Annotated in this window: 17 protein-coding genes; 6 read left to right on the plus strand and 11 right to left on the minus strand. The window is 69.6% G+C overall.

The annotated features are described in order from the left end of the window. Positions 1–182 precede the first annotated feature (182 nt). From E3O54_RS06425 to E3O54_RS06435, 3 genes are all read right to left on the minus strand, one after another. Positions 183–1,676 carry an amino acid permease gene (locus E3O54_RS06425; RefSeq protein WP_134401188.1) on the minus strand — a complete coding sequence of 498 codons (1,494 nt, stop codon included), beginning with the start codon at positions 1,674–1,676 and terminating at the stop codon, positions 183–185. A 141-nt stretch (positions 1,677–1,817) separates the two neighbouring features. Continuing rightward, positions 1,818–3,323, minus strand: a complete 1,506-nt coding sequence (gene manB / locus E3O54_RS06430) for a phosphomannomutase/phosphoglucomutase (RefSeq protein WP_134401189.1) — start codon at positions 3,321–3,323, stop codon at positions 1,818–1,820. Beyond that, a complete protein-coding gene (locus E3O54_RS06435) occupies positions 3,320–3,574 on the minus strand; it encodes a DUF3499 family protein (protein ID WP_134401190.1) in 255 nt (84 codons plus the stop codon). The genes manB and E3O54_RS06435 overlap by 4 nt, the downstream gene beginning before the upstream one ends. 43 nt (positions 3,575–3,617) lie before the next feature. Between E3O54_RS06435 and E3O54_RS06440 the strand changes: the two genes are divergently transcribed. Both E3O54_RS06440 and E3O54_RS06445 read left to right on the plus strand, forming a co-directional pair. Then, positions 3,618–4,070, plus strand: a complete 453-nt coding sequence (locus tag E3O54_RS06440; RefSeq protein WP_104099184.1) for a metallopeptidase family protein — start codon at positions 3,618–3,620, stop codon at positions 4,068–4,070. Between the two features lie 199 nt (positions 4,071–4,269). Beyond that, positions 4,270–4,959 carry a hypothetical protein gene (locus E3O54_RS06445; protein WP_134401191.1) on the plus strand — a complete coding sequence of 230 codons (690 nt, stop codon included), beginning with the start codon at positions 4,270–4,272 and terminating at the stop codon, positions 4,957–4,959. Positions 4,960–5,626: 667 nt separating this feature from the next. Here the strand turns inward: E3O54_RS06445 and E3O54_RS06450 are convergent. Next, positions 5,627–7,096 (minus strand): glycosyltransferase family 87 protein, encoded by a 1,470-nt coding sequence (locus E3O54_RS06450; protein WP_134401192.1) that lies wholly within the window; start codon positions 7,094–7,096, stop codon positions 5,627–5,629. Between the two features lie 111 nt (positions 7,097–7,207). Between E3O54_RS06450 and E3O54_RS06455 the strand changes: the two genes are divergently transcribed. Together E3O54_RS06455 and E3O54_RS06460 are read left to right on the plus strand one after the other, a co-directional pair. Next, positions 7,208–8,497, plus strand: coding sequence for a molybdopterin-dependent oxidoreductase (locus E3O54_RS06455; RefSeq protein ID WP_134401193.1), 1,290 nt, complete (start codon positions 7,208–7,210; stop codon positions 8,495–8,497). 11 nt (positions 8,498–8,508) lie between these two features. Then, on the plus strand, positions 8,509–9,009 hold the full coding sequence (locus E3O54_RS06460) for a hypothetical protein (protein WP_104099189.1): 501 nt from the start codon (positions 8,509–8,511) through the stop codon (positions 9,007–9,009). Here the strand turns inward: E3O54_RS06460 and E3O54_RS06465 are convergent. The 3 genes from E3O54_RS06465 to E3O54_RS06475 are packed head-to-tail and all read right to left on the minus strand — an operon-like array spanning position 8,958 to position 10,953. Next, entirely contained in the window at positions 8,958–9,650 is a 693-nt protein-coding gene (locus E3O54_RS06465) for a bifunctional 2-polyprenyl-6-hydroxyphenol methylase/3-demethylubiquinol 3-O-methyltransferase UbiG (protein ID WP_104099190.1), read from the minus strand. The genes E3O54_RS06460 and E3O54_RS06465 overlap by 52 nt on opposite strands. After that, the gene (locus E3O54_RS06470) at positions 9,647–10,288 is read right to left on the minus strand and encodes a DUF2064 domain-containing protein (RefSeq protein ID WP_134401194.1); all 642 of its coding nucleotides are present in this window, start codon (positions 10,286–10,288) and stop codon (positions 9,647–9,649) included. The genes E3O54_RS06465 and E3O54_RS06470 overlap by 4 nt, the downstream gene beginning before the upstream one ends. Beyond that, the gene (locus tag E3O54_RS06475; RefSeq protein ID WP_104099192.1) at positions 10,285–10,953 is read right to left on the minus strand and encodes a glycosyltransferase family 2 protein; all 669 of its coding nucleotides are present in this window, start codon (positions 10,951–10,953) and stop codon (positions 10,285–10,287) included. The genes E3O54_RS06470 and E3O54_RS06475 overlap by 4 nt, the downstream gene beginning before the upstream one ends. Positions 10,954–11,073: 120 nt before the next feature. On the opposite strand from E3O54_RS06475, the gene E3O54_RS06480 reads away from it, so the two are divergent. Both E3O54_RS06480 and E3O54_RS06485 read left to right on the plus strand, forming a co-directional pair. Then, positions 11,074–11,826 carry a response regulator transcription factor gene (locus tag E3O54_RS06480; protein WP_233191092.1) on the plus strand — a complete coding sequence of 251 codons (753 nt, stop codon included), beginning with the start codon at positions 11,074–11,076 and terminating at the stop codon, positions 11,824–11,826. Next, positions 11,823–12,989 carry a sensor histidine kinase KdpD gene (locus E3O54_RS06485; protein WP_134401195.1) on the plus strand — a complete coding sequence of 389 codons (1,167 nt, stop codon included), beginning with the start codon at positions 11,823–11,825 and terminating at the stop codon, positions 12,987–12,989. The genes E3O54_RS06480 and E3O54_RS06485 overlap by 4 nt, the downstream gene beginning before the upstream one ends. 113 nt (positions 12,990–13,102) lie before the next feature. On the opposite strand, the gene E3O54_RS06490 is transcribed toward E3O54_RS06485, so the two are convergent. The 4 genes from E3O54_RS06490 to E3O54_RS06505 are packed head-to-tail and all read right to left on the minus strand — an operon-like array spanning position 13,103 to position 19,700. Then, positions 13,103–14,167: an NAD(P)-dependent oxidoreductase gene (locus E3O54_RS06490; protein WP_134401196.1), complete on the minus strand. Its 1,065-nt coding sequence runs from the start codon at positions 14,165–14,167 to the stop codon at positions 13,103–13,105. Beyond that, complete coding sequence (locus E3O54_RS06495; RefSeq protein WP_134401197.1) at positions 14,164–15,114, minus strand: MTAP family purine nucleoside phosphorylase; 951 nt, start codon at positions 15,112–15,114, stop codon at positions 14,164–14,166. The genes E3O54_RS06490 and E3O54_RS06495 overlap by 4 nt, the downstream gene beginning before the upstream one ends. A 25-nt stretch (positions 15,115–15,139) precedes the next feature. Beyond that, positions 15,140–16,597, minus strand: a complete 1,458-nt coding sequence (locus tag E3O54_RS06500) for a DUF5719 family protein (RefSeq protein ID WP_134342640.1) — start codon at positions 16,595–16,597, stop codon at positions 15,140–15,142. Then, positions 16,587–19,700 (minus strand): glycosyltransferase, encoded by a 3,114-nt coding sequence (locus E3O54_RS06505; protein WP_134401198.1) that lies wholly within the window; start codon positions 19,698–19,700, stop codon positions 16,587–16,589. The genes E3O54_RS06500 and E3O54_RS06505 overlap by 11 nt, the downstream gene beginning before the upstream one ends. Positions 19,701–19,801 lie beyond the last annotated feature (101 nt).

Below are 19,801 nucleotides of genomic sequence, written 5' to 3' on the forward strand. Positions count from 1 at the left end.
TGAGACGAAGCGAAAAACTGTGGTTCCACATGAGGCCGGGAAGCTCTGCGGCTTTCCGCACCTGTGGGGTACGTTTGAATACATTACGGCCGACACACCGGACCGTCAAAACCAGCAACCGCCCGGGCGTGTCACGCCCCAACGGGGCGGAAACACGGCTTCCGTGCAGCCGGGACGGCACCCTATTTCAGCACAGCGGCAGTGCCGCTCGGGGCAAGAGTCTCGGCCTCGTCGTTCTTCACTTCGGCGGAAACCGAGGCATCCGCAACGGGGTGGGCGGCGCCCCTGTCCCCGCGGTACTTCCACAGGCCGATGCCGACCACGACGCCCGCGAGCAGGAGGGACATCAGGAGTTCCATGCGGGTGCGTTCGAGAATGGCCATGCCCGCGAGCAGTGCAACGATGGCGCCGATGGCCAGCCAGGTCAGGTAGGGGAAGGCCCACATCTTCAGGCTCAGGCGACTGGCGGCATCCGTGCCCATGCGCCGTCGCAGGATCAGCTGCGACACGGCGATGACGAGCCAGACGAGAAGCGCGATCGCGCCAGAGGTGTTGACGAGGAGAAGGAAGACCGTGTCGGGCGCGATGTAGTTCAGACCCACCGTGATGAACCCGACGACGGTGGAAGACAAGACGGCGGCGCGCGGCACGCCGCGGACGGAGATTTTCGACCACGCCGGGGGTGCGTCCCCGCGTTCCGACAGGGAGAAAAGCATGCGGCTCGCGGTGTAGAGACCTGAGTTCAGGCAGGAGAGCACGCTGGTAAGCACGATGATGTCCATGATCGTGCCGGCCCCGGGGATTCCGTAGAGCTCGATCACAGCGACATAGGGACTCTTGGCCACGGAAGCGCTGTTCCACGGAAGCAGCGTGACGACGACGGCGATGGATCCGATGTAGAAGACGAGGATGCGCCAGACGGTGGATTTGACAGCCTTCTTGACCGCGTCGACCGGGTTCTCGGACTCGCCGGCAGCGATCGTGGCGATTTCGGCGCCGAAGAACGAGAAGACGACCACGAGCACGCCGCCGAGGACGGCGCCGCTGCCGCTGGGGAAGAACCCACCGTTGCCGGTGAGGTTGCTCAGGCCGGGGGCCGCGACCCCGGGCATCAACCCGAGGATGGCCACGACGCCGAGCAGCAGGAAGACGGCGATGGCCGCCACCTTGATCGACGCGAACCAGAACTCGAATTCACCGAACATTTTCACGGAGGCGACATTGGTGCCCGTGAGGAGCACCATCAGTAGGAGTGCCCAGACCCACTGGTCGACCTCCGGCACCCAGCGGTGCACGATGGCGGCGCCGGCCGTGGCCTCGATGCCGAGGACGATGATCCAGAACCAGGCGTACAACCAGCCGATGCTCAGCCCCGCCCAGCGACCGAGGGCTTTGTCGGCGTAGGTAGAGAACGAACCGGTTTCTGGATGCGCTGCCGCCATTTCGCCCAGCATCCGCATGACCAGGATAACGAGCAGTCCCGCGGCCGAGTAGGCCACGAGGATGCCCGGCCCGGCCTGCTGGATGGCAGCTCCGGACCCGACGAAAAGGCCGGCTCCGATCACGCCGGCGATTGCGATCATCGAGAGGTGTCGCGGTTTCAGGGACTTGGACAGCTGCTGGCTTCCCCCGCCCTTTTTTGCGGCAGTGCGGTCTGTGTCTGTCTCGTTGGCCATGTCACTCCAGTTTCAGTGGGATGCTGCCACCCCGACGGTGGGGCCGACTGCTATCCATTGGTGCTTCGTGAGTCAGCGTATGACCGGCGATTACCGACGCCGAAATCAACCCGCGGGTGGAAACGTGCTTGTAACGTGCGATTAATCGGCGGGCATGAGTACGAGGACTTCGTCGCGGATGCGCACCATCACCTCAGGGGTCCCGGCCTCCACGGTGAGTCGCAGCTCGGGCCGCACCTGCTTCTGTTGCTGCTGCGGCGCTCGCTCCGGCTCGGTGCGCGATGGGCGCACGTTAAACCACCAGAACGGTTCGTCGACGCTCGTGAGGCCGATGACCGTAAGGCCGTCGATCTCCTCGAAGTCGGCGGAACCCGTGTAGGCGTCGACGACGCGCGCGTAGACCCCGGGTAGGTCGTCGACGGCCATGCTGATCTCGCCGGAATGGGCGTAGGGCATGGCATCCGCCGCCAGCGCCGACAACGGGCGGGGCTGGAATCCGAGCTCCGCCAGAACGTGCAGGGCCGCGAGCAGACCGCTGTCGGCGCACCAGAACTGCGGGAAGTAGTAGTCGCCGGAGTACCCGAACCCGAACACTGCCCCGGTGGCCCGCAACTCGGCCCGCATCAGGGATCCGCCGACCGAGGTGGGGACCGCGGCCGCACCGGCCGCCTCGATCGTCTCCGCCACGAAGCGGGAGACGTTGAGGTCGTGCAGAACCACCACATCCCGGCCAGGGTCCATAATCCGCGCGCTCGCGATGGCGCGCCGGGCGAGCACGGCGCCGATCGCGGACGAGGGCACGACGCACCCGGTCTCGTCGACTACCACGCAGCGGCCGCCGTCGGCGTCGAAGCCGAGCCCGAGGTCGGCCTCGTGCTGGATCACGGCATTCCGCAGATCGGTGAGGGTGGCCGGGTCGGCAGGGTCGATGGTGTGCGGCGGGAGGTCCGGGCCCTGATCGAAGAAGAGCGGGACGATGGTGAGGGCTGCTGGGCGCGGTGTTTCGGCGGGGTCCGCCGCCGCGGAGGCGCCGCCGGCCGGGTCTCCGGCAGCTTTGCGGACATCGTCGCCGAAAACGTAGGGCACCGTGACGGCGGCGGCGCCGCGGCCGGCGTCGACCACGACGGTGAGCGGGCGGATGCCGGTGAGCCCGACGAGCGCGCGCAGCCCGGCCGCGTAGTCGGGCAGCAGGTCGAACTCGCGGCGGCGGCCGGGTGTCGCCACCGGGGCCGGCCCGGCGGCCAGATAGCCGACGGCGCGGTCACGAATGGCGCCGAGACCGTGGTCGTGCCCGATCTCTTGGGCACCCGCCCGAAGCATGGTGAGCGAGGAGGCGGTGATCCGGGCGGCCGGGGCGTTTCGGGCTCCCGAGCCGAATCGAATTTCGTCGGTGGAGCACACGCCGAGGTCGACGACGGTGGCCCCTCGGGCTTCCGCACCCCGGGTGAAGGCGGCCACGAGCTCGCCCGCCTCGCCCCGGTCGTGACCGAGGAGTACCTCGCGGCTCTGCGCACCGACTTCGTCGACGAAGGCAGCGGCGAGGGCAGCCACCAACTGCGCGGTCAACGGTGCGGCAGTCGTGCCGCAAACCTCGCCCGGGCCGACGACGGCGCCCAGGCAGGCGGCGGCATCCGTCTGGTCCGTCATTCCGCGGATCCCGACTCGGCGTCCGGCCCGGCGGCCGGCTGTGCGTCCGGCCCGTCGGTGCGGAGGCGCACCAGCTGCCAGCCCTGCGGGGCTGCGGTCAGCCGGGCGTGCCGGGCGCAGAGGTCGAAGGTGTGCGGCTCGCGCTGCACGGCAAGCGGACCGAGGACGGCCATCGCGTCGGCATAGTCGAAAGTGAGAGTCGCGGCGGATTCCTCCGAGCAGGCGACACGGGAGCAGGGCCGGAATGACATTGGCTACAGGATACCCGTCAACGGGTCGAACTAGGATGAGGGCATGTCTCGAGTTCGCCGTTCCGCCGTATCGACGCCGGCCCCCGTTCAGCGCGGGCGAGGTCGGGACCGGCACGGCCGGGGCATCCGCAGCTCGGCGACCGGGCCTTATTTGCCGCCTCTGCAGACGCGCATCGACAACTTCGATATGACCGTGGCGTCAACCGTTGACTACCTCCGCTCGGTCTGGCCGGAGCAGCTGGGTGATGTGAGGTTCGTGGTTGCGGCCGGTCCTTCCTCGGTGCTGCCGGCCATCGGAGTGGAGCGCTGGGCCGTGAACGCCGCGGAGCGTCGCGTGGTCTTCTACCGTTTGCCGATCCAGCGCCTGACGCGGCTGCATCGGAACGACGACCTGCACCGGCGGATGGTGATCGAGAGCTGCGTGTTCCGCGCGATCGCCGAGCTGCTCGGCAAGGACCCGTGGGACCTGGCGCCGGATCGGTTCCGGCACTTCTAAGGTTCCGCTCGCGTCTTTTGCTGGCGGCGGCCGGAGTGCGCTCGGCCGCTTTTTTGTGCCCGGATCCCCGTAATTACGGAGCTTGTGGCCGAAGTTTGCCCCAATTTGAACTAATTCCAAACCGTTTGACGGAGGGGACCGAACCTCATTCAGCACCAAGAACCGCTGAATCCCAACCACAGACCCTAAGGATTTTCTCATGCGCTCATTCACCAAGACCACGCTCAGCCTCGCCGCCGCGGGCCTCCTCATCGCCGGCCTCTCCGCCTGCTCGACCACAGCCGATGCGACCGCCCCGGCCGAGAATTCCTCCTCCTCTTCCTCCCCTTCCTCCGAGGGAGCAACCCCCAAGGCCCTCGCTTCGATCCCCGCATTGTCGGGCGTCGACACGTCCGTTCTCCTCGACGCCGACTTCGCTGCGGCGCTGACCAGCCTCGGCCTCACCCCCGGCACCGTGGGCACCGCCACCCTGACCGACGGCAGCCTGCACTTCCCGATCACCGGTGGAAACGTGGACTACTACGACCCCGAAGAGGACTACCGGCCCTTCGTCCAGGGCTCCATCGAGCACGAGGGCTCCGGCTTCTCACTGACCGCCGGCGAGACCACGGTTGAATTGACCAACTTCACGATCGACCCGGGCACCAGCAAGCTGTTCGGTGACGTGAGCGTCAACGGAGAGTCAGCCGCCACTCAGGTCCTCCTCTTCAACCTCTACGGCGGGACCCTGAAGCCGCTCCAGATGGACGGCGATAACGCCATCCTCGAGGGCACCACCGTGCACATCTCGGCTGAGGCCGCCGGCCTGCTCAACGACACGTTCATGACGGATGCTGTCGCTGACCAGCTCCTGGTCGGCATCGCGAAGATCACGGTCGCCACCAAGTAACACCGCTTTTCAGGAAGGGCCCGCTGCGCAGATGCGCAGCGGGCCCTTCCTTGTGTTGCTCGCTGTGGTCGAGACGCTGACCCGGCGGCCCGGCGGCTCGGCGGCCCGGCGGCCCGGTTCTGCCGCCCGGTTCTGCCGCCCGCCCGGGGCATCCGGGGCGGCCGCGGTCGCTAACTTCGGGGATTTTCGCAACACGCCGCACACCCAGGCGCCACAACCGGCATTTCGCGAAAATCTCCGCGTTTACGTCACACAGCGGATGCGAGGTGAGGGCCGTGTGACCGATGCCAGCGGCGGACAGTTAAACGGATTGCGCCGTGGCCCCTCTTCTCCTTCACAATATGGGCGTCATCGGGTTATCCACAGAGCGATGACTGGTGCCGATCTGGGGCATGGAATGTCAGTGGATACCCGTAGCGTCTCCCTCATGAAGCCCACTTACAGCGAGAAGTTCGAGGCCCGGGGCGACACTTCGAGGCGATTCAGGCGACGCAGGCGGAGTCCGCCCGAGTCGACGCCCGATTCGCCGCGCAGGTCAATGGAGCCCGCCGGTATTCCGAGATCACGGCCCGGAACGCGACTCGGGGATGCTCCGTGCACCTGCCCGACGGGACGCTGAAGAAGACGTCACCGACCGGGCGCGCCCTCCTCAGCGAACCAGCCACGATCATCCGCCCGGCGGGGCATCCGGCGGAGAAGGAGGAGAAGCCGGAAGAGTAGAAGGTGAAGAAGGCGCGCGAGCCGGATTCGGACGTGCCGGTACCGTTCTGATCGGGCGGAACAGGCGTCGTGCCACCTCGGGGCGGGCGCGGTGGATCGACATGACGACGATGACGACGATAGCCGTGGCGATGGCCACCCGGGTAAGCGGAATCGACGGGACCAGCAAGCGGAGGGTGAGGGCCGTCGGCACCAGAAGCCATTCCCAGCGGCCGCTGAGGGCGATGAACGGCAGCAGCAGCAGGGCATACCAGGAGTACCGCGGGCTCAGAATGAGCAGCGCACTGCCGATCATGGCAAGTTGGCCCAGCCAGGGCTGGTCGGGGTCCGTCTTCCAGATCACGAGCACGGCGATGACGAAAAGCAGCACACCGGCAACGATGACGGCCGAGCCGCCCGGGGCGACCAGCGAGAGCAGGGCGAAGCGGGTGCCGTCCTCGTACCCTTCCTCGGAGAGGTAGCCGGGCAGATAGCCGAGCACCCCGATACCGGTGGTCAGCACATACGGCACGTACAGCAGCAGGAAGGTGGCCACGGCGGCCACGGCGACCTTCCACCCCTGGCGCCGCAGCATGGCAGGGGCCGCGAGCACGGGAATCAGCTTGGTCGCGATCGCCGCGCCGAGCGCGATCCCACCGCTCCAATAGCGCCGGCCGGTGACCAGGAACACCGCGCTCAACGTGAAGACGACGCCGAGCATGTCGATGTGGGAATTCGTGACCGCTTCCGTGGCCACGAGCGGACACCAGGCCCAAAGCGCGGCGAACCGCTGGTCGATGCCGCGGCGGCGCATCCCGACCAGCAGCATCACCGTGGTGCCGACGCTGAGCAGGAGGCCCGTCAGTTGCAGGGGCCAGTACTCCGCATTCGGCCCGGTGACCGCCCGGACGCCGGCGAAGAAGATCTCGGCGGCCGGCGGATAGATCGTGGGCACTCCGGTGCGGTTCAGTGCCGAACAGAGAATCTCGTCGGACTCGCTTTTCAGCGCCGTCTGGATGCGTTCGCCGACGCACACGAGATCGCCGGCCGCGGTCAGCTCTGGAGCCGGAAACAACCAGTCGGGGCGCAGGGCGTCGAGCCGATCGTCGGCCGGCGTGTAGGCATACGGCGAAATGCCCGCGGTGGCGACGATGCCGTCCCAGGCGTAGCGCGCGGAGTCCGTGCTCGTGTTCGGCGGACCGACCATGGCCGCGGCCCCGATCCCGACCGAACCCGCCAGGATCAGCACGACCACGGCCCGGCCCCGCACCCCGCGCAGCAGAACCACGGCGAGCGCGAAAAGCAGCCACAGCCCGCTGGTGCAGATGACCAGAGGCACCGTGTCGCGTCCCGGCTTGAACAGGTCATACGCGAGCACGCTGAAGGCCGTCAGGGCCGCACTGGCGGCAAGGAGGAGGGAGACAACGGCGATACGCACCCTGCCATCCTGACGGAACCCGGGCATTCGGGCCCAACCGTCCCGGTGCGCGTCACCGGACCGTAAGGATTGCGCCGCCTCTCCGGGCACCCCGGATGATGCAATGGAACCATGAGACGAATGATGTACGAGGCCCAGCGCGCGCTGGCCTCCCCGGTGCGCAATCCCCGGCTGGCGGTCGTGATCGGCCGGCTGCTCGGCGCCGCGTTCATCGTCTGCTTCGGCACCGGCCTGTACAGCCATTTCCTGCAGGAGCCGCTGCCGTGGATGCGGTTCCCGACCCGGCCCGCGTCGCTCTACCAGATCACCCAGGGCACGCACATCGTGGCCGGCATCGCATGCTTCCCGCTGCTGCTGGCCAAGCTCTACATCGTCTTCCCCGACCTGTTCCAGTGGCCGCCGGTGAAATCGTTCCTACACCTGCTCGAACGCGCGTCGATCGCCCTCTTCGTGGGCGCATCCCTGGTGCAGATCACCATCGGCCTGATCAACACCTACCAGTGGTACCCGTGGCCCTTTCCCTTCCGCGAGGTGCACTACGCCCTCGGCTGGGTGTTGGTGGGACTGCTGGTACTGCACATCGGCATCAAGCTGCCGATCATCACACGGTTCTGGAACGGGCGCGCCGCTGCCGAGCACGAGGCAACGGATGCCGCGAGCGACGTTGAGTCACCGGCCGACGTCGAGGCGGTGCGGCTCTGGGGCAGCGGACGTCCGTCCGGTGTGACGGGCCGGTTGATCGCCTGGATCGACGCCACGCCCCCGTTCGTGAGCGAGACGAAGACCGTGAGCGAGACGACGACCGTGAGTCGCCGGGGCTTCCTCACCACCGTCGGAATCGCCTGCGCCGCCGTGGTGGGGCTGACCGCCGGCCAGACCTTTGCGCCTCTGGACGCGGTGAACGTGTTCGGTCCGCGCAAGAAGGGCGTCGGCCCGCAGGGCCTCCCGGTGAACCGCACGGCCGAGGAGGCAAAGGTCACCGCGTCGGCCGTCGCCGCCGGCTGGGTGCTCACCCTCGCTGCCGGTGGCGTGGAGCGCAGCTTCAGCCGCGCCGAGCTCGAGGCCCTGCCGCAGACCGAGGTGGAACTGCCGATCGCCTGCGTCGAGGGCTGGAGCCAACTGGCGCTCTGGCGCGGGGTTCGCCTGTCGGAACTGGCCGACCTGGTCGGCGCCGACACCGGCGCATCCTTTCGCCTGATCAGTCTCGAAGAGCGCGGCAGCTTCAAGAAGACCGAGATGGGACCGGAATACGTGCGGGACCCGCTGACCCTGGTGGCGCTCGAGCTGAACGGCGAGACGCTCGACCTGCAGCACGGTTACCCGGCACGCATGATCGCCCCGGGACGGCCCGGAGTGCTGCAAACCAAATGGCTGAGCCGGATCGAGGCGATCACCGCATGAACACCGCAGGTATGACAACAGCACGCGCGACCACCGCGCTCCCCCACGCCGGCGACCGACGGATGCGCGCAGCCCGCACCACGCTGATCCTGCTCGGCACGTCCGGGCTCCTCTTCGGCCTCTACGTTCTGTTCGACACAGTGCGGATCACCCGACTGCCCGGGGTGGCGCTCTGGATCGGCGCGGCGATCGTGCTGCACGACGCCGTGCTGGCGCCCCTGGTCTTCTTCTGCGGCCTTCTGCTGCGCCGCGCGGGGCGCCGCGTCACGGGCACGATCGTGCTGGTCGTGCAGGCCGCCATCGTGGTCGGCTCGATCATGACGCTGATCGTGGTGCCCGCGATCGTCGCCCGGTCGCTCACCTCGAACAATCCGAGCATCCTTCCGCTCGACTACGGTCGGAACCTCGCTCTGTTCTGGGTGGCCGTCGCCCTGGTCGCGACGGTCTGGTCGGTCGTGCTCTACGCTCGCAGCAGGCGCGCAAACCAGCGGCCGTCCAGCCGCCAGTCCTGAGCCACGACCAGACCGGTCGCTCCGGCACGGTCGCGGAGGCCGTTAATGCCGATTTCCGCCCAGGGGAACACGGCGCTGCGGCTCCCGGTTGAATCCTCGATGGTGCCGAGGTAGCTGTCGTCCCGGGCCGGGTCGTGGCTGAGTTCGACCAGGAGAACGCCGTCCGGCGCCAGCAGGTCGGCGCAGCGCGTGAGCAGAACGGATGCGTCGCCGCCGATTCCGATGTTGCCGTCGACGAGCAGCGCGGCCGCCCAGCCACCCTCCAGCGGCAGAGGGTCGAAGACGCTGCCCTGCAACACGTCGAGGCCGGCGTCTGCGGCCATGCGCACGGCGGTCGCCGACACGTCGAGGCCGAGCGCGGTCAGCCCCAGCCCCATGGCGGCCCGCACCATGCGGCCGGGGCCGCAGCCGATGTCGAGCACCGGGCCGGTGATCCCGTCGAGCAGGCAGAGGTCGGTGTCGTCGGCGTCGGCGCTCCACCGACCGGCGTCGATGGTGGCGTGCTCGCCGGAGGATATCCGGCGCAGGTAGAGCACGTTGTCGGCGTTCCGCAGCGCGGCGGCATAGGGCTCCGCGCCGCCGGCACCGAAGGTGGTCGGTTCGGCCCACTCCCCCTCGAGTTGTGCGGCCAGCAGCGTCATCGGAAATTGTCCGTCGGGCTCGGCGGCATCATGGCGGCCAGAGCCGTGGCGAATCTGCCGGTGGGCGCGATCCCCGCCACCCGGTGGGCGTCTTCGATGGTGTCCACATCGGTGAGGGTAGGCAGCAGGTTCACGCGCAACCCGGCATCCGTCAGCCGTTTCAGCTGCACAGCGCCAGTATCGTCCCGGGACATCGGCACGCCGCGGATCAGGTCGCCGGTCGGGTCGTTCAGGGCGAGCGCCCAGAAGCCGCCGTCGTTCGCGAAGCCGAACCAGGCATCCACGTCATCGGTCCAGTCGGTGAAGACGGGTTCGAGCAGGGCGGGGGTGACCTGCGGGGTGTCCATGCCGACCAGCAGCATGGGACCCTCGCAGGCGTCGAACACGGCCGCGAGCCGCAGGTCGAGGGTGCCCTCCACCTGTGGCAGGATCTCGTAGCCGGCGGCTGCGTTCGGCGCAATCACACCGTCGAAGGCCAGGATGCGGCGGGTCGCGGGCAGGGTGGCGACCGCGGCGAGAGTGTCGTCGAGGCTGGCCGCCGCCAGATCGGCGGCCTGTTCGAGGCTCAGCGGCGGGTGCAGCCGGGTCTTCACCCGACCGGGAAGGCATTCCTTGGCGATCACGACGATGGTCGTCATCGGCGCGTCTCCCGGAGGAGGGCGGACATGTCATTGACCGCGGTCAGGGTGCCGCGCACGGTTCCGGTCACCTTGCTGCGGCCGACCCTGGGCGAATACGTCGTGTCAACCTCGAGGATGCGCCAGTTCGCCGACGCCGCCTTCAAGAACATCTCCAGCGGATACCCGCTGCGGCGGTCCTGGAGATTGAGGTCCAGCACGGATTCGCGGAGCGCGGCGCGCATGGGGCCGAGGTCATGGATGTTCACCCCTGTTATTCGGCGCAGACGCCAGGACAGACTGGAATTGGCGAGGCGCGCGTGCAGCGGCCAGGATTTGGCGGTCGCGGGCCGGCGGCGGCCGAGCACCAGGTCGGCGGATCCGGCCCGCACGGGATCGACCAGGAGCGGCAGTTCGGCCGGGTCCATCGACGCGTCGGCGTCGCAGAAGGCGACAATCGGCGCGGTGGCCGCCAGGAGGCCCGCGTGAGCGGCGGCTCCGAAGCCGCGGCGCGCCTCGTGCACGACCTGGGCGCCGGCCATGGCGGCGATCTCAGCCGATCCGTCGGTCGAGCCGTTGTCGACGACGATGGCCCGATACCCCTCCGGGAGTCGCGACAGCACCCAGGGCAGGGCGTCGGCCTCGTTCAGGCATGGCAGCACGAGGTCCACCTGGAACACAGTCATGGGACGACACTATGGGGGCCGGCTCCGCCGAAACGGCCAAAGAGATTACGGAGTGAGGAAGAAACGGTGTCGCCTGCTCCGGCCCGGCACACCCGGTGCCTGCCGCTCTATCCTGATTTCGTGCCTCCTTCCCTGCCCCCGGGCGATTTGCGCCCGCTACCGCCTCTCGAGCGCCGCATCCTCGTCGTCGACGACGACCCGACGGTGTCCGAGATCGTCTGCCGGTATCTGCGGGCGTCCGGGTTCGTGGTCGACGAGGCGGCAGACGGCTTGGACGGGCTCGCGAAAGCCGAACAGCTGCGGCCAGACCTGGTCGTGCTCGACCGGATGCTGCCACTCCTGGACGGAATCGAGGTGTGCCGGCGCATCCGCGGGGACTGGGAGATCCCGGTGATCATGTTGACCGCCCTCAACCAGGAGGAGGACCGCATCGACGGCCTCGAGGCCGGCGCCGACGACTACCTGACCAAACCGTTCTCCCCGCGCGAACTCGTGCTGCGGGTGCAGTCGGTGCTGCGCCGGAGCACCGCGCCCGCCGTGCCGGCCGGTCTGGTCTCGGCCGGCGACTTCGCCCTGGACGCGCAGGCGCACGAGGTGCGGCTGCGCGGCGAGCCACTGGTGCTCACCGCGCGGGAATTCGACCTGCTGGCCCACCTGATCAGGCGACCGCACACCGTGCTCAGCCGAGAGGACCTGCTTCGTTCCGTCTGGGGCTGGGAGTTCGGCGACCTGTCCACGGTGACGGTGCACGTGCGCCGGCTGCGGGAGAAGATCGAGGCTGACCCGGCGCAGCCCCGGCTGCTGAACACGGTCTGGGGGGTCGGCTACCGGTTCGACCCGGTTCCGCTGGCTCCCACGGGGCGGCAGTCATGACACCGGATGTGCTCCTCACGGTCTCGCTGTTCACGCTGGCCTGCGCGGTGGTCGTCGGCGGCGCCGGCCTGCTCACCCTGCGCCTGCTTTCCCGCACCTCCCTCGTACTGCAGCTGATGGTGATCGCCCTTGCCACGGTGGTGTCGGTCGTCGGCGGGATGGCGGCGGTCGCCTCGCAGACATACGTCTCCCGGCACGACCTCACGGTCTTCTACTCCGTGGCCAGTGTCGCCGGACTGGTGTCGCTGGCCATGGCCGCGGTGCTCAGCCGTCAGCTCGCCCGGGACAGCCGCTCCCTGCGCTCGGCCGCGGCCAGCATCGAGCGCGGCGAACGGGTCGCGGCGACCGACCGGCACAGCAACAACGAGTTCACGGCGCTGGCCGGGGAGCTGGCCGCGACCGGGGAACACCTCGCCGAATCCCGTGTCCGCGAGAATCAGATCGAGGAGTCACGGCACGAGCTGATCGCCTGGATCTCTCATGACCTGCGCACGCCGCTCGCGGGCATCCGTGCCATGGCCGAAGCCCTCGAGGATGGCATGGTCGAGGACCCGGAACGGTACTACACGCAGATGCGCGGGCAGGTGGACCGGCTCACGGGCATGGTCGACGACCTGTTCGAGCTGTCGAAAATCCACTCCGGCACCCTGCGCCTGAGGCTGCAGCCGGTCTCGCTCTACGACCTGATCAGCGACACCGTCGCCGGACTCTGGCCGATCGCCCAGGCCAAGTCGCTCGACCTGCGATTCGCCGGAGAGAAGGGGCTGACCATCCTCGCGGACCCGCGCGAACTGTCCCGGGTGGTCGGCAACCTCGTCATGAACGCCATCCAGCATTCGCCGGCCGGCAGCTCGATCGTGGTCTCGGTCACGGCCAGCACCGGATCGGGTGCCGGTGCCACCGACCACGCCGTGATCTCGGTAACGGATGCCGCTGGCGGCATCCCCGAGCAGGACCTCAGCCGGGTCTTCGAAGCCGGCTGGCGGGCGAGCGGTCCGCGCACCCCGGTGGCCGAACCGTTGGGCACCGGCGGCGCTGGCCTCGGCCTGGCCATCGTGCAGGGGATCGTGCGGGCGCACCACGGCGAAGTGCGGGTGCGGAACGTGCCCGGCGGGTGCCGGTTCGAGGTGCTGTTGCCGCGGCATCCGATCGCTACGCGCTGATCCGCGCCGGACGCCCCGAACGAATTCGACGGAGATTTTGCCCATAAACCCTGTTTTCGGCCTCAAACCGACTCTTTTCGGCAAAATCTCCGTCGAATTGGTTCATACCGGGGCTACCGGGTGACGGCGGCGCGCAGGGGCGCGTTCGCGAAAGCGCGCATGCCCTCCTCGAATGAAATGCTGGGTGCCCAGTCCAGTTCGCGGCGGAGTCGCCCCGAGGAGGCAGTGATGTGGCGCACATCGCCGAGCCGGAATTGCCCGGTGACGACGGGGGTCGGTCCGTCGGTGGCCACGCTGAGGGCCGCGGCCATCTCGCCGATGGTGTGCACGACGCCGCTGCCCACGTTGAAGGGGCGGAAAGTGGACGGCTCGATGCCGGCGGTCCAGTCGAGCGCGGCGAGGTTGGCCGAGGCGACGTCGGCGACGTGCACGAAGTCGCGACGCTGGCCGCCGTCTTCGTAGACCCGTGGGGCCTCGCCGCGTTCCAGCGCCGAGCGGAACAACGACGCGACACCCGCGTAGGGCGTGTTCTGCGGCATCCCCGGCCCGTAGACGTTGTGGTAACGGAGCGCCGCGGCCCGGCCTCCGGTGGCGCGGGCCCATGCCGACGCGAGGTATTCCTGTCCCAGCTTGGTGCTCGCGTAGACGTTGCGCGGGTCGAGCGGGTCGTCCTCGGAGATGAGCAGTGGCTCGAGGGCCTCACCGGTGGCCTCATCGACGGGGTCGAACACGCCTCGCAGCAGATCGGCCTCGCGGCGCGGTCCCGGACGCGTGAAACCCTCCGAGCCGCGGTAGCTTCCCTCCCCGTAGACCACCATCGAGGAGGCCAGCACGAACCGGTTGATCCCGGCCTCGGTCATCACCGCGAGCAGAACGGCCGTGCCGACCTCGTTGCTGTGCACATAGTCGGGGGCGTCGGCGAAGTCCACGCCGAGGCCGACCTTCGCGGCCTGGTGACAGACGGCATCCGTGTCGCGGAGAGCGAGCGCGACGACGGATGCGTCGGTCACGTCGCCGACGATCACGTCAACACCGTTCGGCAGCACCGGGAGTCCACCGTGCACGTCACTGCGGAGGGAATCGAGCACCCGTACCTGCCAGCCGCGGGCGAGCGCGTCCCGGACGATCGCGCCGCCGATGAAACCGGCCCCACCCGTGACGAGCAGGCGCCGGGTCACGCGTCGGCTCCGGCCGGCGCGGCAGGGGCAGGTGCAGGACGACGATCGAGCACGACGCCGACCTGCTCGGGGGCGATCAGCTCGCGAGGGGAGAAATTCTCGGGCAGGGCACGCAGGATGCCGTCGATCGCGGCCAGGATCCGCGGCTGGGCGGCCCGGAGACGCGTGAAGACCAGGCTGGCGGAAACGGTATCCGGGTCGGCCTCGACCTCGGCCTGAGGTGTGTCGATCTGAGCGGTGTCGGTTTGAACGGTGGGCACCGGGGCCAGGCCTGCGTCGGCGTCGGTGACGAAGGAGAGATTGACCGTGCCCATGTTGAGTTCGGCGGCCAGGACGACCTCCGGGTACTGCGTCATGTTGACGGTGTGCGCGCCCGCGGCGCGGAACCAGAGCGATTCCGCCCGGGTGGAGAACCGCGGGCCCTGAATCACGACGCAGGTGCCGGTGGGTGCGAAGTTCTCCTCCAGCGTCGCGAGCGCGCCGATCGCGAGGCGGCGCAACTCCGGATCGAACGGGTCGGCCGCGGCCAGGTGCGCGACCGTGCCCTGGTCGTAGAAGGTGTCGGCACGGCCCGAGGTGCGGTCGATGAACTGGTCGGTCACCACCAGCATCCCCGGCGGGTATGCGGGGCTGACGCCGCCGACGGCCGACGAGGAGATGATGGCCTTCACGCCCAGCGACGCGAGCGCCCAGATGTTGGCCCGATAGTTGATCAGGTGCGGCGCCACCGAATGGTCGCCGCCGTGCCGGGCCAGGAAGGCGACCCGCCGGCCGGCCCGCAATCCGATGGAGATCGACGCCGAGGGAGGGCCATAGGGCGTGATGATGTCGACGGATGTCTCGGTGCCGGCGTCGAAGAGCCGGTACAGTCCGGACCCGCCGATGACGGCGACGCCCACGTCGGCGGTGCTGGTGGTGCTAGTGGTGGTGCTGGTGGTCTCGATCACGGGATCTCCAGAGGTTGGAAGACGGTTAGCGGGGGTAGACCCGGATCGGGGCCGCCAGCGGCCCGGCCTGGCTCAGCGGGAATGCCGCGAGCAGCCCGTCGCCCGCGTAGGCCACCGAAGCCACGGTCGAGGTGCCGCCGGACACGAGGTAGCGCTGCGACTGCTCCAACGGCATCGTGGCCGAGCCGCCGGCCGGCACCGCCACTGTGCTGGATGTGCCATTGTCGGGGGTGGCCGTGTAGGTGGCGTCGACGGTGCCCATGTTGACCAGGTTGAGTTGCGGGGACGGGCCGTCGGCGGCGGCCACCAGGAACTCGTCGGCGAGAGCGTCGGACGACGCGAACCAGGCGAAGTCGCGGCCTGCGGAACCCGCCGCGGAACTCTGCGCCGCGGCCACGATCGGCTCGCTGGCGGTCAGTTCCAGCGAGTAGGTACCGGGCACGAGCCCGGTCAGGGGCACCTCGGTGGCAACCCCCGGCTGGATGTCGACCTGGACCGAGGCCCCGGCCGCCTGGCCGGTCGCACCGGTCACACCGACCTGGACCGTCGCCGCCACCGTTCCGGGAACAAGCACCCGCACCGAGGTGACGTCGTCACTAAGACCGCCGACCTCGTCGGGGGCATCCGATCCGGCAGCGTTGGAGACGATCACGCCGGCGATCGCCAGGGCTTCGGCGGGGCCGTTTGAGGGACCGAGGAGGTCGACGCCGCCGGGTTCCAGCCCGCGCACAATGCTCTGCTGCAGCGTGGCCGCCACCTGGCCGCCCTTGGATTGCACGTGCAGCACGGGTGAGCGGAGGTTGGGGGCCAGTCCGGCGAGGGAAACGACCCGCTGGGTGCCCGGCTGCACGAGGATTCCGGTGGAGCCGGGGGCATCCACCTGACCGGTCTCGCCGAACACGGCCAGGTCGACGGTGGCCACGACCGTGGTGGGGTTGCTGAGCAGCACGAGGCTGGTGCGGCCGATGTCGGTGGAACCGCCGACGAGCCAGCTATCACCGGCCGCCTCCCCGCAGCCCGCGACGGCCAGGCCACCGAGCGATTCGCCGCCCGCGATCTGGGACTGGCTGCCCGTGACCAGCGGTGCCGCCCCCGACCCGGGCGGGGTCGGCACGCGCAGCAACTGCGGTGCGCCGAACGATTCGGGGTTCGCGTTGTCCGGGGCCGCGATGGCTGTAACCTCCGGTTCGATCCACCCCGGCTCGCCCGACGCCGCATGGGCGCCGAAAACGGCTGCAGCGCTTCCGACGGAACTGGCTGCCTGTGCCTGGCTGGAATCCTCGGCCAGCACGAGGAGCGGCCCCGGGCAGACTCGTTGCTGCTCGCTCGGAGTCGGCGACACGATGATGGACGACGGCCCCTTCTCAACCGTGGGCCAGGTGACGAGGGTTGCCGCGCCGACGGATGCGACGACGACGCCGAGACCGACCAATCCGGCCACCGCCCGCGCCCCGAGCAGGGCGATTCCGCGTTTACTGGGCATGGTCGTGCTCCTCCGAACGGGCGCCGATTTCCGTGTCAGGTCCGGAATCGGGTCCGGTACCGGAACCGACGTCCGGTGACGTTCCAGGGACGGCTTCAGTCGACGTGACCGGTGCGGCTGTGTCGAAGGCGCCCGCCGCCGCGGGCGTGACGGCGCGCTCGGTGGAGGGCCGGAAGCCGGGCGCGGGTTTCCTACGGGCCGCCGCCTTGGCGATACGTTTGTTCTCCCTGGTGCGGGCCTTCGCCGTGTTGCGGATGGCGTCCCGGCTGGCCTGACGCACCGCCTCCGGCCCCGCACCGGTGGGGATCGACAGGAGCACGGTGGCCCCGACCACAAGCACGGCGATGACGAGGAACACCAGACCGAGGGTGCCGCCGGCGTTGGCCGGGATGGCGCCGTTGGCCGCGGTGGGGACCGGGGCATCCGTCACCTCGTACTGCCAGAGCCGGCCGAAGACTGTGTCTCCCACCGGCGCCAGGGCGGCGTTGCCGTCGAGGGCGGTCGTGGTGCGGCCGGCGGTCTCTTCTGCCGCGGGGGTGACCGGCGCCGTGTTTCCGGGACCGGCCGGTGCGACGGCGGCCGGTCGAAGCAGCACGAAACGGATGCCGAAGTCGGCCAGGCCGGCCGCGGCGTCGAGCCCGCTGCGCGAGGCGAGGTTTCCGGCCAAAGTGGCCAGCTCCTCCTCCCGCGGGCTGAGGGTCACGTCGGTGCTGCTGAGGGTGGACTGGGTGTTCAGGGTGGCGCCGGGACCGCGCACGATGGTCGCGAGGATGCCCCCGTCGGGTTGCGGCACGATCTGCAGGGTGCCGACCCGGGCATCCGTCTGCGCCTCGGCGCTGACGAACGCGGGCTGGGTGCGGTCGATGCCCTCGGCCACGACACTGGTGCCGAGGGGCAGGGCTGCGACCAGCGGCGCCACCACGATCACGAGCAGGGCGACCACGGTGACCGCCGGGGCGATGGCGAAGCGGCGCAGGCCGCGCAGGGCGAAGACGACCGCGCCGACCAGTCCGAGCCAGTACAGGCTGAGCCCGGCGCCGGCCCAGATGCCGACCGGCTGGCCGCCGACCGAGGAAAGGGAGAGCTGGCTGGCGGCGATGGCCGTGCCCGCACCGAGCAGGGCGGTCAGCAGCGCGAAGCTCGCGCCGCGGGCCCCAGGCAGGAAGAGGGCAAGGGCGCCGAGTACGGCCAGCGGGATCAGGAGCACCGGCACGAGCACGGACGCGTCGACACCGGGCAGCCCGAGCGTCTCGAGCAGCGGGGTCCACCCGCCGAGCTCACCGGACGGGAAGCCGAGCAACAGCTGCCACACCGAGACGTCGGGGGCGGGCAGAGGCAGGCCCGGGTCCGCCAGCAGGGCCAGCCAGTTGCCGCGCAGTCCCTGATTCCAGATCAGAGGTGCCGCGAGGGCGAGCGCCGCCAGAGGGATGCCGATGAACCGCATACCACTGCGCCCACTGAGCAGCATGGCGATCAGCCAGACCACCAGGAGCGCGGGCGCGAGCGACGGCGCCGCAGCCACGATGGCGGCGAACAGCAGGGCCGCGGAGCCGGACGCCGACCACGAGCGGGCGGCCATGAACCCGGCGAAGAACAGCCACGGCAGCAGCAGGTGCACGAGGATCGCAGCCGGACGCCCGGCAGCGAGGGCGCTGAGGAAGGTGGGCGACAGCATCCAGAGCACGGCGGCGATGGCGCGAATGGACGCGCGCTCGGAGAGGCGGGTCGCGGCAAGCCAGGCGCCGAGGGCGGCCAGCGGCAGGGCAAGGAAGTGGAGCAGGACGAGCGAGAAGGACGGCGCCCAGAAGGTGAGCGAGCCCAGCACCGCCAGCACCGTGGCGAATGGGTCGGCGCCGCCGACAAAGCCCAGGCCGATGTCGCGCCAGCCGTAGCCGATGCTCCCCCAGAGTTCGGCGGGGGTGTCCGACAGTGGCAGCAGCCCGCCGCCGGTGAGGGTGCGGGCGCCGATCAGAGGGCCCAGGACGATGAGGCCGGCCACCAGGGCGGCCAACACGGTCCACGCGCCGCCACCGGAGGCGAAGCGGATTTCGGGCACCTCGCCGTTCACGCTGGTGAGGCTGGCCTCACGGCGGAGCGCCTGGCGGCGGCGCACCTCGACGGTGGGCACGCGCAGCGAGGCGATCGACGCCCAGCCCAGGGTGCGGGTGGCACCGAAGCGGCGCCGGGCAGCACTCACCCGCAGACCGCTGAAAGCCGCGGCGAACGCGGCGGAGTACTCACCCAGAATCGCCCCGGGTTCCTTCTGCAGCAACTGCCCGAACGAGCGCAGCACCGCGAGGGGAACCAGGGCCAGCCAGTGCAGAGGGATCATCCAGCGCGGGGAGTAGACAAGCCGGCGATGCAGCTGCGCGGCGCGCATGGCACGGAGGCGCTTGCGGCGCGCGCGGCCGCGGGAGGAGCCGCTGGTGCCGGCAACGCCGTCTCCGGCTGAGGCCACCTGAGCCGCGGCGACGCCGGAGACGCGGTAACCGGCCATCCGCACGCGCACACAGAAATCGAGGGAGTCGTCCGCGGACGGCAGGGCCGGGTCGAAGCCGCCGAGCTGCTGCCAGACGAGGTGGCGCACCAGCATGCCGCCGGCGCTCACAGCGAGCACGTCGCCCATTCCATCGTGCTGGCCCTGGTCGAGTTCGCTCTCCACCAGGGTGACGGTCGCACCGCCGGGCGTCAGGGACTGCCCGAATTCGTGGATATAGTCGCCGGCGTCCCAGTCCATGACCTTGGGACCGGCCACGGCAACGGATGGCGCAATCTCCAGTTCGCCGAGCAGGGCCGTCAGGGCGTCGGGTTCCGGCGCACTGTCCTGGGCGAGGAGCCACAGCATTTCGCTATCGGACTCGGCGGGCGCGATGACCCTCTCGGCCGTGACGATGGCCTCGCCGAAGCTGAGTCCGGCATCCGCTGAGATGAAGTGAGTCGGTGCGTAGGCAGCCAGAAGCGCGGCCGTAGTGTCGGTCGATCCGCAGTCGACCGTGATCACGACGTCGGGTTGACGTGTCTGGCGACTCAGCGCCTCGAGAGTGCGGTCGAGGTGCTTGGCGCCGTTACGGGCAACGAGGATGGCGGTGACTCTGGCATGCATATGGAGAACAGCCTAGATTGGTTCGGGCCCGATGAGGAGCAATGGGAGGGGCGAGCCTGAAAAACACTGCTTCGCCTCCGGTGCCGCAGCCGGCGCCGGGT

Origin of the sequence: Cryobacterium sp. TMT2-4, assembly GCF_004402575.1 — a bacterium.
GTDB lineage: Bacteria > Actinomycetota > Actinomycetes > Actinomycetales > Microbacteriaceae > Cryobacterium > Cryobacterium sandaracinum.